Here is a 15,027-nt window from a genome sequence, read left to right as displayed (position 1 = left end):
GCTCGGGATGCTGTTGCGAGCAGTGTGCCACGCGCCTCCACGGCGTCATACAGCACTCTGCATTTTTCAGAGTGACACTTGCCAAGTGTTCACGGCGGGGCGATAGTGGCAAGCGTGATTCCGTCCGCGCCGTTAGGAACAGACACCGCCGAAGACCGGTTCGGTCTCCGTGCCGCCCGAGGGCATCGCCCCGGCGCGGCCGCCGAACGGCGGTTCCGCTTCGAGCTGGCCGCACATCCCGGCTCCGTGGCCCAGGCGAGACGCCTGACCCGGTCGCGTCTGTCCGGCTGGTCGGTGTGCGAGGACACCTGCGACACGGCGGCCTTGGTGGTCTCCGAGCTGGTCACCAACGCGATCGTGCACGCCGCCGGGCAACGCGTCGTGTGCGAGCTGCACGACGCCGACGACCTGGTGCGCATAGCCGTGTGTGACGAGGGATGTGCGCCGGGTGAACCGCGCCCCTCGTCGAACCAGCCGGACGAGGAGCACGGGAGGGGATTGCTTCTCGTCGCGGCAGTGTCCAGGGCCTGGGGGGCCCAGGACACCGGGCCCGGCCTGCTGGTGTGGGCGGAGCTCGCGCGCTCGGCAGACCGGGCCCACAAAAACGCCGAGGGCGACGTGGAGGCGGTGCCGGAGGCGGCCGACCACGTCAGCCTGGACGATCTGGACCGGCTCGAAGCCGCTTTCGAGACCGGTTCCGCACCGACAGCGCACACCGGGCCCCGCGATCCGCGGGAGGCCGGCGCGGAGCCGGACCACACCCGGCCGGACGAGGCGTTTCCCGGCCGTACCCGCCCGGACCACACGCGTCCGGAGGACGGCTCGCCCGACGCGGACACCCGCCCGCGGGCCGATCTGGGCTGGAGCGCGAAGAAGCCGCCGAACGACGGTCGGGGGACCGGGGCGGAGGAGGCGGAGGGGTCCTGGAGGACAGGAACCGTGGGGGTTCCCCGGGACCCCTCCGCCCACGGCCGGAATCAGGACCTGGATCGGGATCGGGATCGGGATCGGAGGAGTCTGTGAGGCGTACGTCGACGGCGGGACTCGTGACGCAGGCGATGAGCCTGGACACGCTGGTCCGGATGAAGCGCGGGCAACGCGTGCCCGGGCCGTCGAGACGTCTCCCGGTCCCCGAGGGCATGACGGTGCCGCTGGGCTGTGACGCGGTGTCGGTGCCGGCCCGCCTCGGACCGCTGCTGCTGCCACGGCTGCCGCGCGTGGGCTGTGTCTACGCGGACCCGGCCCACTGGTGGTGGATCGTTCCTTCCGACTCCGACGTCGCCCTGGAATGGCCCGCGCCCGCCCACTACGCCACGGGGGCCGTCGTGCCCGACGCCCCGCAGATTCCCGGGCTCATCCACAAACCGGATGGCACGCTTCCGTACACGCCGCCGATCCCCCTGTATCTGGCCGTGTGCCGGGTGACGGGGACGACACCCGTCTGGTCGCGTCCGATCAGCGCCTGACCACGCCACAGACCGCAAGCCGCTCGGTCGCAGGGTCCACGCGTCCGCCGGTCCACCCGTCCGTCGATCCATCTCCGTGGACCCGTCCGTCCGTCGGTCCAGCCGTCCGCCCTGCGGTCCGGGGGCTCGCGGGGACCGACCCCGGTGTCACGGGTGCGCCCGGAGTGCGCCGACCGCAGTCGAATGCCACCGGCCGCGCGGATGGAGCGGCGCGTTCCCTGGGAAGGGTCCGTGCGGGCCTGCCCGGGAGGGGTCGTGCCCGCAGCCCCCGGGAGGCCACTGGTGGAGAATCCCGCACCCCAGCGCGGCACGAGGCGAAGGCGGTCCGCAAGGAAGCGGAAACGCGGTGACGAGGAAACGCCGTCGTCCGCGTCCGAGCGCCTGCTGTTCGGCGGGCCGCTCCGCTACGACCTGGGACGGACCCAACACGAGCACGGCTTCCTCGAGTTGAACCTCCGGGCGATGGTGGCGCGGCTGCCGTCGCTGCTCGCGTCCAGTTTCCGCCTCGCCTGGACGGCGGATCCGCGCGCGGCCCGGGTGGTGGTGACGGCCGAGCTGGCGCGGGGCGCCGTCCAGGCCGTCGGTCTGCTCGCCGTCAACAGCGTGCTGGGGCGGCTGACGGCGAGCGGTCCGGTCGACGAGCGGCTGCGGGGAGCACTCCCCGCGCTGGTCACGATGGCGCTCGTGATGCTGGTCGGCACGCTGTTGCGGGCCGCCTCCACGTACGCCACCGGCCGACTGGAGCCGAAGGTCGAGCGGGTGGCGACCGAGCTGTATCTGGAGCGGGCGGCGGCGGTCGAGCTGTCGGCGATCGAGGACGACGCCTTCCACAAGCTGCTGGACACCGCGCAGTTCGGTGCCCAGTCCGCCCGCCGCATGATCGGCGTCGCCACCCGGGTGGTCAACGCGCTGATGTCGCTGAGCGCGGCGGCCGGTGTCCTCACCGTGCTGCATCCCGCCCTGCTGCCGCTGCTCGTGACGATGACGCTGCCGAGTGCGTGGAGCGCGCTGACCATCGCTCGCCGCCGCTACGCGTCGTTCCACACGTGGGTGCAGCACGCCCGTGCCGGACATCTGATCGGCAATCTGCTGACGGAGCCCGCGGCGGCGCCGGAGATCCGGGTGCACGACGTCGGGCCGTTCCTGCTGCGGCACTTCCACGAGATGGCGGAGACGGCGGAGGCGGAACAGACGCGGCTCGCCCGGCTCTCGGCCCGCACGGGGCTGGTCGCGGCCGCCTGGACCGGGCTCGCGACGGTGGGGACGTACGCCACGCTCGGCGGCCTGCTGCTCAGCGGGGCGATGGCGCTCTCCGTCGCCGGGACCGCCGTGATCGCGATCCGTACGGGCTCGGCCAGCCTCGACACCCTCGTCCTGGAGATCAACTCCCTGCACGAGGAAGCCCTGTTCGTGGGCGATCTGCACCGGCTGCACGTCGAGGCTGCGGAGCGGGCCATCCCCACGGGCGGGGCTCCGCTGCCCGACGATCCGAGCGAGATCCGCTTCGAGAACGTCACCTTCAGCTATCCCGGCGAGGCGAGCAGGCCGGCGCTCGCGGACGTCACGCTGAGTCTGCCGCTCGGCAGGATCGTGGCCCTCGTCGGGGAGAACGGTTCGGGCAAGACGACTCTGGTGAAGCTGCTCGCGGGGCTGTACGAGCCGGACGGCGGGCGGATCCTGTGGGACGGCGTCGACGCGGCGACGGCGGACCGGCGGCAGCTCGCGGAGCGCATCGCGATGGTGGCGCAGGACTTCAAGCGGTGGCCGTTCACGGCGCGCGTCAACGTGGCGGTGGGGCGTGCGTCGGCTCCGCTGACGGACGAGCGGCTCGCGTCGTCGGTGGCGGAGGCGGGCGCCGAGGACGTGGTCGCGGACCTGCCGCGGGGCCTGGACACCCTGCTGGCCCGCGGGTTCAGCGGCGGGCACGAGCTGTCGGGCGGGCAGTGGCAGCGGCTCGGCATCGCCCGGGCCGCGTACCGGCGCGGCCGCATCCTGATCGTGGACGAGCCGACGGCGGCGCTCGACGCGCGGGCCGAGCTGGAGGTGTTCGAGAAGATCAGGGCCCTGGCGGGAACCGGCCAGACGGTCGTCCTGATCACGCACCGGCTGGCGTCCGTACGCCATGCCGATCTCGTGCACGTCCTGGACCAGGGCCGGCTCGTGGAGTCCGGGACCCCGGACGAGCTGCTGGCCACGGGCGGGGTCTACGCGGAGCTGTACGCGCTGCAGGCCGACCAGTTCACGGTGAAGCTGCCCGCCCCCAGGGGCGGCTGACCGTCACGGTCCCGGCCGGTACGGAGCACGCCCGGCGTCCCGCTCACGTCCCTCACGTCGGTCCCCCTCACTCGCCCAGGTCGCTCCCGCCGACGACGACGAGAAACGTGTCGGAGGTGAGGTCCATGACGACCTCGACGGTCTGGCCCTCCTTGCGGCGCGCCTGCGCGAACTCCTCCGCGGGCCACGACCCGCGCGGTCCGCCGGCCGGAAAGCGCTCCAGCACCATTCGCCCGTTCACCCTGTACCTCCATGTCGCGCTGCTCTTCAAGAGTTAAACGCCTGCCAGGGGGTGAACGACTCGGGAAGTGACAGTACTGAGACGAAGCCGACACCGGGTCACGGAGCCCGATGTGGCCTGCGACACAGCACCGGATGGGCGAAAGTCCCAGCTCAGCGGGGTGGAGGCGCCTCGTCCACCGGGTGGAGCCGGTGGTATCAGTCGTCGTACTCGTCGTGGTACCGGATGCGTTCACTCCCTGCGGGCGCCCCCAGTGCGGACGCGCGCCCCCGGGGCTCCTCCCACTCCTCCCGACGCCCCAGCGCGGTGAGGTCGAGGAGGGAGGTCGTGGAGCCGAGCCCGTCGAGGCCGCGCTCGTACGTGGAGTACGTGTGGAAGACGTGGTCCCGGTCACGGAGGAAGCAGCTCACCCCCGGCCGCTCGAAGGGCTCGTCGCCGCCGAACGAGACCTGGAAGTCGTAGTTGAAGTCGCTGTCGTACGACGAGTACCAGGGCACCGTCCAGCCCATTCGGGCCTTGAACGGAAGGATCTTCGTGTACGGCGTCCGGGACACGACGGCGAACTCGGTGCCGCGGGCCCGCAGGTGGGCGAGGTGGCCGATCTGGTCGAGGAATCCCGAGCAGCTGCGGCAGCCGGCGTTCCAGTCGGGCGCGAACATGAAGTGCTGGACGACGAGTTGGTCCCGTCCGCGGAAGAGGTCGAGCAGGGTCGCCTTGCCGTCGCCGCTCTCGAAGACGTACTCCTTGTCGATCTCGACCATCGGCAGGCCGCGCCGCGCCGCGTTCAGCGCGTCCCGGGCGCGGGTGGCCGCCTTCTCTCTGACCAGCAACTCCTCGCGTGCGGCGCGCCACTCCTCGCGCGAGACGATCTCCGGAAGCGTCATGTGCCCCTCCAACGGAACGGTGCCTGCTCTGTGGTGACCGGCGGGAGGAGCGGAACTCATCGGCGTTCCGTGGATTTCTTTCCGTGGTTCCGCGAGGCCGTTCTCCGAAAAGGTCAGCCGCCGGCGGTCACCGGTGCCGGCCGTGTGGGGGCGGGCCGCAGGCCCACGCGCTCGCGGTGCTCGGCCAGTTCGCCGAGGAGCTGGGTGACGCGCTCGATGTGGTGGGGTGCGAGCCGGCCGGTGTCGTCGAGCTGCACGGCGCACGCGGTCGCGGTGTCGACGAGGCGTTCCAGGGTGGCCGCGACGTCGTCCGTGCCCGCGGAGTGCCGTGCCAGGGCGGGGAGTTCGGCGGCGGCCAGTTCGATGGCGGCACGGGCCTCGGCCAGGGCGCGGTAGGCCTCACGGCGCAGCACCCAGCGGCCGGTGCGGTCGTCGGCCGTTCCGTCGTCCAGGACGTGGGCGAGGTAGTCGTCGGCCGCCTGGGTGGCCCGGGTGAGCCGGGCCCGTACGGTGCCGCCGCGCTGCCCGAGGGCCGGCAGGTGCCCGACCACCAGCACGATCGCGCAGGCCAGCAGGGTCTCGCCGAGGCGGTTCCAGGAGGCCTGGGGTTCCCCGCCGACCATGACGAGGGCGAGGACCAGGACGGTGACGACAGCGGTCTGGGCGGCGAAGTGCCGGGTGGCGACGGGGATGAGGGCGCCGCTGAGCGCGACGAGGGCGACGAGCCCCTCGGGACGGGGCAGCAGGGCCGCGAGGCCGGCGAAGGCGACCGCGCCGAGCACGGTGCCCGCCGCGCGGCACAGCACGCGGGAGGCGAGCGGCCCGAGGTCCGGCTTGACGAGGAAGACGGCGGTCGCGGGGAGCCAGTACCAGTGCGGATGGTTGCCGTACCAGCGGGCGTGGTGCAGCGCCTGGGCGACCGCGACGGCGGCCCCGAAGCCGAGGGCGACGCGGAGCCCGTACTCGCGACCGCCGGAGCCGAGAGCGGTGCGCAGGTGGGAGACGGCGGTGCGGTGCCGGGCGTGCAGGGCTGCCCCGGAGCCCCGGTCGAAGGAGTCGGCGGCGTGCAGCAGGGCGTCGTGGAGTGCGCGCAGCGCGGGGGCGACGGCGGTGTCGTGCCGCGGGCGGGAGCGGCTGCCGGGGACGGCGGGCGCGGGCAGCGGCCCGGTGGGAGCGCCGGTGCGGACGGCGTCGGCGAGCCGCCGGGGTCCTTCCGCGGCCCGTCCGGGCAGGGGTTCGTCCGCCCAGGCGAGGGCGGTGGCGGCTTCGGCGAGGGGCAGAGCGGCGGCGTACTGCGCGTGCAGGCGCCGTTCGGCGGCGGAGCTCGCGTACCGCCGCAGCCGGGGTCCGGTGAGGGCGTCCTGAGCCTGGTCGAGGGCGGCGGTCAGCGCGACACGGGCCCGCGGTGCGTCCGGTCCCCCGGCGGCGAGCAGCAGCCGGGCGACGGCGTCGTACACACCCGCGACGGCGTGCCGCTCGCCGTCGAAGCGGTAGTCGCCCGCGTTCACGGCGGTCGTCGGCAGGGCGAGGCGCAGGCCGAGGAGCCAGGCCGCGCCGCCGAGGTAGAGGAGGGCGCGCTGCCATCCCGGTTCGGGGAGCGGCATGCCGGCGCCGATGGCCGAGGCGACGAGGAGCTGGGTCCCGGCTCCGGAGGCGACGGGTCCGATCGCGCTGACGGCTCCGGCGAGCAGTCCGAGCGCGGTGAGGACGAGGGTGAGGGTGACGGCGCCGGTGTGCTGTCCGGTGCACGAGCCGACGAGGAGCCCGGCGGCTCCGGCGAGGGCGGGGACGCCGAGCCGTTCGACGGCGACACGCCGGCTGCCCGGCCGGTCGTTGATCCCGGCGAACATGGCGCCGAGGGCGGCTACGACTCCGAGGGAGGTACGGCCGCTCAGGACGGCCGCGAGCAGCAGCGGCCCGGCGGTGAGCGCGCCGCGCAGGACCGCGCTCCAGGGCACGGGTCCGCGTTGTGCGCGCAGGGTGTGGGCGAGCCAGAGCGGTACGGCGACGCGGGTGGGGCGCACGGGGCTCCTGTCGGGCGAGGCGGGTGCCTGCGGGCGACGTCGGCCGGGCTGGTGCGCTGTCTACGGTACTGCGCGTGGCCGGTGGAAGGTGATCGCGTACGTGTCCGCGGTGTGACGGTTCACGGGAGGGCCGGATTCTTCAGGAACGCGATCGGCCTGGAGGCGGGAGCAGGAGCGGGTCCGAGGGCGTAGCCGGCCCCCGGACCCTGGAAGTGCCACCATGTCGCACGCCGGCACGCTTGAGGACCCAGGTCAGTGTCATGTCGCCGCGTCCTGCCTTTGGACCACCACGCATCGAGCTGCGCGGGCTGGACTTGAACCAGCATTTCGACGTCTGGGGCCCGGGCCCGGTCGATCCGGCGATCGGCGGCGAATGCTGAGTCTGGAGCAAGAGTCTGAGATTGATCACGGTCTGCCTCTGCCGATTGGGCTACCGCGGCTCGTGGGCACTCGGTGGAGTGCCGCTGGTGCCGCGGGGAGGACTCGAACCTCCACTGGAACCGTGCATTCACGACAAGCTTCAGGTTCAGCTTGCGCTCCTCGCGCACCCCGGCCGTGATGCCTTGGCCGGGGAGTTTCAGAGGCTACTCCTGTGCGAACAGGTAGCCGAACACCGCGTCCCCCACCCGCTGGTCGACGACGTCCTCGCCGTTGGCCTCCTCGCGGGCGAACTTGACGGCCTGCTGCAACTTCTCGACGCGGTCCAGGAGTTGGTTCACGCGGCGGGCGGGCAGGGCGCCGGAGAACTTGACGGTCGTCCAGTAGCCGACGGGGATGTCCTCGTAGTACACCTCGACCTGGGCCGGGTGCTTCTCGGTGGCCTCGGCCTTGACGTGGTTGCGGGGGACCTTCTTCGTGCGCAGGGTCCGCACCGGCTCGGTCTTCCAGGCGTCGGTGGACGGGTCGCGCACCCAGGACTCGGAGGCGTCGAGGACGGGCAGCTTGCGCACGAACGTGTTGAGGTCGGTGAGCTGCTTCTCCAGGAAGAGGAGGTACGACACCGGTACGCCGGGGACGAGCACGCGTCCGTCGACCTTCACGTCGGCCCGCGCGGTGCAGTTGGCCCAGTCCTTGGTGGCGGTCACGTCGAACAGCCGGGTCAGGGTCGCCGCGGTGTCCCGCAGCACGTCCTCGGCCTGCACCTGCACCCGGGTGGACTCGGGCGGGAGCTGCTCGCCCTCCTCGTCCTTCGGCTGGTAGGTCCGCGAGATACCGGCGAGCAACGCCGGTTTCTGGAGCCCGTGGTGAGCAGCCGTCAGGTCCTGGTGGGACTTGGACTTGATGCCCTTCTCGACTGCGATGATCTGATTGAGTTTCGCCACGTCGGTGACCGTAGCAGCGCCGACAGGGCTTGTTCGACGCATTATTCGTACGGAGGGTGCGGTGCGGCCTGTTCGGCGGCGGCGAACAGCCTCTGCGCGGCGGTGAGGGTGGCGGTGAGCGCCTCGGGGTCCCGCCGCGCGTGCTCGGCCAGTTCGTCGACGCCCCTGAGCCCGGCTCGTTCCAGCAGCCGCTTCTCGTTCGTCACCCACTCTCCACGCGCCGCGAGGACGCCGTGGCCGGTCTGCACGGCGGCCGTCGCCAGGGCGCCCAGCGCCTCCGTGAGGCGGCCGACGGGGGCGTGGTTGGCCAGCGCGTAGGAGAGGTTGGCGCGCGCACTGCCGAACCAGCGTGCCGAGGCGTGCGCGCGGAGTTCGGCCGGGTAGCCGTGGGGGCGCGGGATGTCGTCACCGCGCAGGACACGGTTGACGGCGAGTTCGGCGACGATCAGGTACGTGGGGATGCCCGCGAGGTGGAAGAGGAGCGGTTCGATCGCGAACCGGCCCGCCTCCGCCTGCGTCACCTCGTGCTCCACGACGTCGAGATCGCGGTAGTGGACGTCGATCCGGCGCCCGTCGACGGTCAGCCAGGCGCCGCCGTTGAAGACACCGCCGCCCCAGCCGCCGATCTCGGAGACCTCTCCCGGCCAGCCGACGGCCCGGAGGTCCTCGGGGTCGAACGCGTCCCGGTAGTAGACCGCGAGGTCCCAGTCGCTGTCCGGCCGATGCGTGCCCTGCGCGCGCGACCCCCCGAGCGCGACGGACCGGACGCTGGGGAGGGCGAAGAGCCGGTCGGCGACCCGGTCGAGGAACGCGTCGTCATCCGTGGTCGGCCGATCCGGCCTCCCGTTCTCGGTGTGCATGGCATCGAGGATGCGCACCGCCGGCCTCTCCGTCGAGTGGATATCCCCGGGAAACCGGCTGCGGGATCCCCGGTCCGCGGCGCATCATCGGCCTGGCGCCCCGCGGCACCACCGCATTCGTCCGTCGCCCCCACCTCCTCGACCGGAGCCCCCATGATCCAGCGTGTCACCGTCCCGACCCTCTTCGCGCCGCCCGTCTACGCGCACGCCTCCGTCGTCGAGGCCGGGACACGGCTGGCCTTTCTCGCCGGGTCGGTGCCGCTCGACGTCGACGGAAAGCTGGTCGGGCCGGGCGATCCCGTGCGGCAGGCCGTGCAGGTGCTGGCCAACCTCGACGAGCAACTGCGCGCTGTCGGGAGCGACATGGCCCACGTCGTGTCGACCGACGTCTATGTCGTGAGCGGCGAGACGGCGGCGCTGTCCGCCGTATGGGAGGTCGTCCAGGAGTCCGGGCTCCGTGTCGGCCCGCACTCCTCGACCCTGCTCGGCGTCGCCTGCCTCGGCTACGCCGGACAGCTGGTGGAGATCACGGCGACCGCGGTCGTACCGGACAGCTTGTAGCGCCGTCAGTCGTGCGCGTTCGCGGCCAGGTCCAGCGCGTAGGACGGCCACCAGCGGCCCGCGGCGGGTCCGCCGCGGCAGGTGCCGTCGGACTCGCCCGGCCGTTTGATCCACAGGTAGGCGTCGATCAGCGGGTCTCCGGTGCGCCGGGTCGGCGGCCGGCCGAGGGCCCGGCCCGGCGGGTTGCACCAGAGGTCGGTTCCGGGGCCGAGGTGGGGTCCGTTGCCGTTGCGGCTGGTGTCGATGACGAGACGCGTGCCGCCGAGCAGGCCCGACAGCCGCTTCCCGTACGACGAAGTCGTCCTGTCCGTATGGAAGTTGGAGATGTTCAGGGTGACGCCGTCCGCGCGCGTCACGCCCGAGGACCGCAGCGGGCCGACGAGTCGGGCGGGGTCCGGGATCCAGCCGGGGTTGCCCGCGTCGAGGTAGACGCGGGTACCGGACTGCCGGCCGAGGCGGTCGACGGCGTACGCCAGCAGCGCGTACCGCTCGGCCGGGACGACCTGGGCGCAGCCGGCCACGGTGTGGGGGACGGCGTCGGGTTCGACGACGACGTAGGCGTCCCGGTCGCCGAGGCCCGCGGCGAAGGCGTCGATCCAGGCGCGGTAGGCCGCCGCGCTCGGGGCTCCCCCGGCGGAGTGGGCGCCGCAGTCGCGCTGCGGGATGTAGTAGGCGACGAGGACGGCCGTGCGCCGGTGGCGCGCGGCGGCCGTCGTGCGGTCCCGGACGGCCGCCTCGGGATGGGGACCGGTGAGCCACTCCGCCTGCGGGCGGGCGGCGATGCGGTCCATCAGGTGGGCGTCGGCCGTGCGACCGGCGGCGCGCCACGCGGTCGCCTGCCGTGCCGCGTGCGAGCCGGGTGCCACGAAGAAGGGTTCGTCGTCGGGGGCGCCGCCGCGGCCGGTGGGTCCGGCGGCGTCGTGGCGGGTGGGTCCGGCGGCCTCGGGGCGGGTGGGTCCGGCGGCGTCGTGGCCGGTTCCGTCACCGGTGCCGGTCTGCCCGGCCGTGCGGTGTCCGGTGCCGGAGGCCGTGGCGCAGGCCGCGCCGGTGCCGCACACCGTGGCCAGGACGGCGGCGGCGACCAGTGCTCTGACCAGCGGCACGAGCAGCTCCGTTCCGTGGCGCCGGTGCGGTCACCGGTCCGGCCGTCGGACCGGTCTCCGGCCCTGCGGTGAGTCTGCGGCCGGGATCCGCCCCCGGCCGCCCGGTGCCCGCCGGGTCGCCGCGGGATCACCCCGACGGAGGGGGGTCTCCGGACGCCGGACGGCCCCAGGTGCGGCGCTTGGGCAGCGGTCGCGCGTAGCCGCCCGCCCGGCTCGTGGTCAGCCCGAGGGACACCAGCGACTCGGCGAGCTTGACCGCCGCCGCGACGCCGTCGACCACGGGGATCCCGAGTTTCGCGCCGACCGCCTGTTGCAGGCCGGTCATCCCGGCGCAGCCGAGGACGAGGACCTCCGCACCGGCCTCCCGGGCCCGTTCCGCCGCGGTCACGAAGGCGTCCTGGGTGCGCTGGGTGTCGCCCAGGTCGAGGACGCCGAGGCCGGTGCCGACGACGGCGGCGCAGTTCTGGGCGACTCCCGCGGCGTGCAGGCTGTCCTCGATCTGACCCCGGGAGCGTTCCAGGGTGGTGACGACGCCGTAGCGGCGGCCCAGCAGGCAGGCGAGGTGCGCCGCGGCCTCCGTGATGTCCACGACCGGGACGTCGAGGAGTTCGCGTGCCCCCTCCCGGCCGTGCTCTCCGAAGCCGGCCAGCACGACGGCGTCGTACGGGCCCTCGTAGGTGCGCAGGGTGTCGAGGACGGCCGCCGCCGAGAGGTAGCTGTCGAGCCAGCCCTCCGCGGACTCGGGCCCCCAGGCGGGGGTGAGGCCGAGCACGGTGGTGCCCGGGCCTGCGGCGGCCCGGGCACCTCGTACGATCTCCTCGGTCATCTCCTGCGTCGTGTTGCAGTTGGTGACGACGATCCGCACGCTCAGCCCTCCACGGGAACGGTGTCGGAGGCGGGAGCCGGTTCGGTGGCGGCCCGCTCGGCGCGGCACAGCAGCGCGTACAGGCCGGCCGCCATCGCCGTGCCGATGAACCAGGAGTACGGGGCGACGTCGCTGAAGTCCTTCACCAGGGCGAGGACCGCGGCCACCGCCGCCGAGGGCAGGAACGCCCACAGTGCCTTGGGGTTGACGCCCCGCCGGTAGTAGTAGCGGCTGCCCGGCTGGGCGTTGAAGAGCTGCTCGACGTCGACGTTGCCGCGCTTGACCCAGTAGTAGTCGAGCATGATCACGCCGAACAGCGGTCCCAGGAAGGCGCCGAGGCCGCCGAGGAAGTAGTTGACGACGGTGGGGTTGGAGAAGAGGTTCCAGGGGGTGACGACCAGGGCGGCGACGGTGCTGATCATGCCGCCGACCTTGAACGTGATCTTCTGTGGCCAGACGTTGGCGAGGTCGTACGCCGGGGAGACGAAGTTGGCGACGATGTTGACGCCCATGGTGGCGATGGCGAAGGTCAGGGCGCCGAGGACGAGGACCCAGGTGTTGCCCACCTTGGCGACGAGCAGCGCCGGGTCGGTGATGGCCTCGCCGAACGCCTCGATGGAGCCGGCGGTGACGATGACGGAAACGATCACGAAGGCCGTGGAGTTGATGGGCAGGCCCCAGAAGTTGCCGCGCCGCACGGTCTTGTAGCTGGGCGCGAAGCGGGAGAAGTCGCAGAAGTTGAGCATCAGCGTGCCGTAGGTGGCGAGGATCAGTCCGACCGCGCCGAACCACTGCCGCCACTGTTCGCCGGCCGACACGGGGTGCGGGGTCGCGGTGAGCGAGATGCTCCAGCCGGCCTTCGCCAGGACCCAGACGGCGAGCGCGATCATCACGAGCCAGATCGCGGGGCCGCAGAAGTCCTGGAACTTGCGGACGGACTCCATGCCCTGACTGATGATCAGCGCCTGGACGAGCCAGAGGGACACGAAGGACGTCCAGCCGAGCGCGTCCAGGCCGAGGAAGGAGTGGTGGGTCCAGGACTCCAGGCCGGGCCACGCCGCGAGCAGCATGACGTTGACGGCGACGGACGCCAGGTAGGTCTGGATTCCGTACCACATGATGGCGATGACGGCTCTGATCAGCGCGGGGATGTTGGCGCCCCAGACGCCGAAGCTGATGCGGCTGACGACCGGGAAGGGGACGCCGGTGCGCTGTCCGACGCGGCCCATCAGGTTCATCCCGGCGTAGATGATCACGAAGCCGACGAGCAGGGAGGTGAAGATCTGCCAGACGTTCATGCCGAGGACCAACAGGCCCGCGGCGAACGTGTAGTTGCCGAGGTTGTGGACGTCGGACATCCACATGGCAAAGAGGTCGAAGACCTTCCAGTTCCGCTTCTCGGCGGGGGCGAGGTCTTCGTTGGTGAGCCGGGGGTCGGGGACGAACGCTGGTGCGCCGGTGGCTTCGGCGCGGTCGGCGAGGGACACGGGGCCTCCATGGACGAGGGGACGGAGGGTGGCTGTGCGGGTGCGGGCATCCGAGCGAGGCGTGTTTGGTATACCAAACTGCCGACATGGTCCCGCCGTCAACCGTTCCGACCGATGTCCTTGCGGTTACGGCTCCGTAAAACACCCCCGGAGTCGGCGAAGATGGGCCCATGACGAAGATCGACCCCCTGGGCACGGGCCCGGAACGCTCCGGCGAGGCGCCCGCGGGTGCCGAGTCGGCGCGGCCCCCCACGGGCGGGGAGCGGGAGCCCCTCGGAGCCGTGCGCGAGCGGGTCCTGGCGACCCTGCGGCAGGAGATCATCGCCGGGCGGCTGCGTCCGGGCGACCGGCTGGTCGAGCGCGAACTGGCCGAGCGGTTCGGGGTCTCCCGGGTCCCGGTCCGCGAGGCGATCCGCGCGCTGGTCGCCGAGGGCTTCGTCCTCTTCGAGACCCCGCGCCGTACCGTGGTGCGCCGGCTCACCCCGACGGACGTCGCCGAACTCTTCGAGCTGCGCGAGGCGTTGGAGGTCTACGCGGCCGGCCTCGCGGCGGCACGGGCCACCCCCGAGTCGCTGGCCGACCTCGCGGCGTTGCTCGACCGCGCTGCCGTCGCGACCCACGCCGACGACGCGGAGGCCGTCACGGACATCAACACCGCGTTCCACGACCGGATTCTCGCGATGGCCGGCAACAGCCTGCTGATCTCCGTCATGGAACCCGTCGACGGCAGGCTGCGCTGGCTCACCCGGCAGAACGAGGAATGGCCCCAACTCCTCACCGAGCACCGCGAGCTGTACGAGGCCGTGGCGTCCGGCGACCCGGAACGGGCCCGCGCCCAGGCCCTCACCCACGTCCAGGCCAACTACCGCTCGACGGTGCGCCATCTGTTCGGCGAGGACGCCTGAGGCGATCACCGCCGAAGGCGGCCGGAGCGCGGCGGGCGGTCGCGGGACGGGCTCCGCGCGCCCGGTGTCACACCCCGGCCGCGTACCGGTCCGTGGCCGCGATCAGTGCCTCCACCGTGCCGGCGGCGCCCGCGCCGTGTCCGGCGTCGTCGACGACCACCAACTCACTGCCGGGCCAGGCCTGATGGAGCCGCCACACGATGCCGAGCAGGTTCCCGAAGTCGAGGCTGCCCTGGACCAGCGTGCCGGGAACGCCGTCGAGCAGGGGCGCGTCCCGCAGGACGACCCCCTCGTCGCCGCCGTCCCCGAGGAAGTGGCCGTTGCCCCAGTAGTGGGTGACGGTGCGGGCGAAGCCCATCCGGAAGACGGGGTCCTCGTACCGCTCGACCGAGCGGGGCGGCGCGGGAACGGTCGCCGTCTCCCAGTCGGTCCAGGCCCGGGCCGCCCGCTCCCGCGCCTCGGGGTCGGACGACTCGATCAGCCGGTTGTACGCGGCGGCGAGGTTCCCGGCACGTCCGTGCTCGGGCAGCCCGGCGAGGAACCGGTCGAAGGCCTCGGGGAAGATCCGTCCGAGTCCCCTGGTCAGCAGGGCCACTTCGGCGTCGGAGCCGGTCGCCACCCCGGTCAGCACCAGCTCGGACACGGCGTGCGGACGGGTCTGGGCGTACCGCAGTCCCAGCACCGACCCCCACGACACACCCCACACCAGCCAGCGGTCGACCCCGAGGTGGGCGCGCAGCGCCTCCAGGTCGCCGATCAGGTGCGCGGTCGTGTTGACGGACATGTCGGTGGCGGAATCGCTCGCGTGCGGGGTGGAGCGGCCGCTGCCCCGCTGGTCGAGCAGGACGATGCGGTACTTCGCCGGATCGCAGAAGCGCCGGAAGGACGGAGCACAGCCCGACCCCGGCCCGCCGTGCAGCATGAGGGCGGGCTTGCCGTCGGGGTTGCCGCAGACCTCCCAGTACACGCGGTTGCCGTCCCCGACGTCGAGCATGCCGTGGTCGTACGGTTCGGTCTCCGGATACAGGGGCATCG

The 15,027-nt window shown here is 72.8% G+C and carries 14 protein-coding genes and 1 tRNA gene; 5 read left to right on the top strand and 10 right to left on the bottom strand.

From position 1 onward, the window contains the following. The first annotated feature begins 114 nt into the window (after positions 1-114). The 3 genes from OG406_RS39465 (at position 115) to OG406_RS29615 (ending at position 3,740) form a co-directional block, all read left to right on the top strand. Positions 115-1,023 carry an ATP-binding protein gene (locus OG406_RS39465; protein ID WP_443067119.1) on the top strand — a complete coding sequence of 303 codons (909 nt, stop codon included), beginning with the start codon at positions 115-117 and terminating at the stop codon, positions 1,021-1,023. Between the two features lie 35 nt (positions 1,024-1,058). Then, on the top strand, positions 1,059-1,466 hold the full coding sequence (locus tag OG406_RS29620) for a hypothetical protein (RefSeq protein ID WP_081224085.1): 408 nt from the start codon (positions 1,059-1,061) through the stop codon (positions 1,464-1,466). 462 nt (positions 1,467-1,928) lie between these two features. Then, positions 1,929-3,740: an ABC transporter ATP-binding protein gene (locus OG406_RS29615; protein WP_329191030.1), complete on the top strand. Its 1,812-nt coding sequence runs from the start codon at positions 1,929-1,931 to the stop codon at positions 3,738-3,740. Between the two features lie 67 nt (positions 3,741-3,807). Here OG406_RS29615 and OG406_RS29610 read toward each other — a convergent pair whose 3' ends face one another. The 6 genes from OG406_RS29610 to OG406_RS29585 form a co-directional block, all read right to left on the bottom strand. Then, positions 3,808-3,981 carry a hypothetical protein gene (locus OG406_RS29610; RefSeq protein WP_203661877.1) on the bottom strand — a complete coding sequence of 58 codons (174 nt, stop codon included), beginning with the start codon at positions 3,979-3,981 and terminating at the stop codon, positions 3,808-3,810. 197 nt (positions 3,982-4,178) lie between these two features. Further along, the gene (locus tag OG406_RS29605; protein ID WP_329188680.1) at positions 4,179-4,865 is read right to left on the bottom strand and encodes a DUF899 domain-containing protein; all 687 of its coding nucleotides are present in this window, start codon (positions 4,863-4,865) and stop codon (positions 4,179-4,181) included. Between the two features lie 113 nt (positions 4,866-4,978). Next, on the bottom strand, positions 4,979-6,889 hold the full coding sequence (locus OG406_RS29600) for an FUSC family protein (protein ID WP_329188678.1): 1,911 nt from the start codon (positions 6,887-6,889) through the stop codon (positions 4,979-4,981). Positions 6,890-7,189: 300 nt separating this feature from the next. After that, positions 7,190-7,329, bottom strand: a tRNA-Leu gene (locus OG406_RS29595). 144 nt (positions 7,330-7,473) lie between these two features. Then, the gene (locus tag OG406_RS29590; protein ID WP_164375455.1) at positions 7,474-8,211 is read right to left on the bottom strand and encodes a DUF7873 family protein; all 738 of its coding nucleotides are present in this window, start codon (positions 8,209-8,211) and stop codon (positions 7,474-7,476) included. Between the two features lie 41 nt (positions 8,212-8,252). Then, complete coding sequence (locus OG406_RS29585) at positions 8,253-9,071, bottom strand: nucleotidyltransferase domain-containing protein (RefSeq protein ID WP_329188675.1); 819 nt, start codon at positions 9,069-9,071, stop codon at positions 8,253-8,255. 153 nt (positions 9,072-9,224) lie between these two features. On the opposite strand from OG406_RS29585, the gene OG406_RS29580 reads away from it, so the two are divergent. Beyond that, positions 9,225-9,632 (top strand): RidA family protein, encoded by a 408-nt coding sequence (locus OG406_RS29580; protein ID WP_164375453.1) that lies wholly within the window; start codon positions 9,225-9,227, stop codon positions 9,630-9,632. Positions 9,633-9,637: 5 nt separating this feature from the next. Here the strand turns inward: OG406_RS29580 and OG406_RS29575 are convergent, their stop codons facing one another. From OG406_RS29575 to OG406_RS29565, 3 genes are all read right to left on the bottom strand, one after another. Then, positions 9,638-10,729: a glycoside hydrolase family 6 protein gene (locus OG406_RS29575; protein WP_443067154.1), complete on the bottom strand. Its 1,092-nt coding sequence runs from the start codon at positions 10,727-10,729 to the stop codon at positions 9,638-9,640. A 133-nt stretch (positions 10,730-10,862) separates the two neighbouring features. Then, positions 10,863-11,600: an aspartate/glutamate racemase family protein gene (locus tag OG406_RS29570; protein WP_329188671.1), complete on the bottom strand. Its 738-nt coding sequence runs from the start codon at positions 11,598-11,600 to the stop codon at positions 10,863-10,865. Positions 11,601-11,602: 2 nt separating this feature from the next. Then, the gene (locus OG406_RS29565) at positions 11,603-13,087 is read right to left on the bottom strand and encodes an NCS1 family nucleobase:cation symporter-1 (RefSeq protein WP_266612812.1); all 1,485 of its coding nucleotides are present in this window, start codon (positions 13,085-13,087) and stop codon (positions 11,603-11,605) included. Positions 13,088-13,257: 170 nt separating this feature from the next. On the opposite strand from OG406_RS29565, the gene OG406_RS29560 reads away from it, so the two are divergent. Continuing rightward, the gene (locus OG406_RS29560) at positions 13,258-13,992 is read left to right on the top strand and encodes a GntR family transcriptional regulator (protein ID WP_267050496.1); all 735 of its coding nucleotides are present in this window, start codon (positions 13,258-13,260) and stop codon (positions 13,990-13,992) included. Positions 13,993-14,059: 67 nt separating this feature from the next. Here OG406_RS29560 and pip read toward each other — a convergent pair whose 3' ends face one another. Next, the gene (gene pip, locus OG406_RS29555; RefSeq protein ID WP_329188668.1) at positions 14,060-15,025 is read right to left on the bottom strand and encodes a prolyl aminopeptidase; all 966 of its coding nucleotides are present in this window, start codon (positions 15,023-15,025) and stop codon (positions 14,060-14,062) included. Positions 15,026-15,027 lie beyond the last annotated feature (2 nt).

It is taken from the genome of Streptomyces sp. NBC_01428, assembly GCF_036231965.1.
GTDB lineage: Bacteria > Actinomycetota > Actinomycetes > Streptomycetales > Streptomycetaceae > Streptomyces.
The sequence above is the reverse complement of the archived record's forward strand: the minus strand, read 5'-3'. Positions and strand labels throughout refer to the sequence as shown.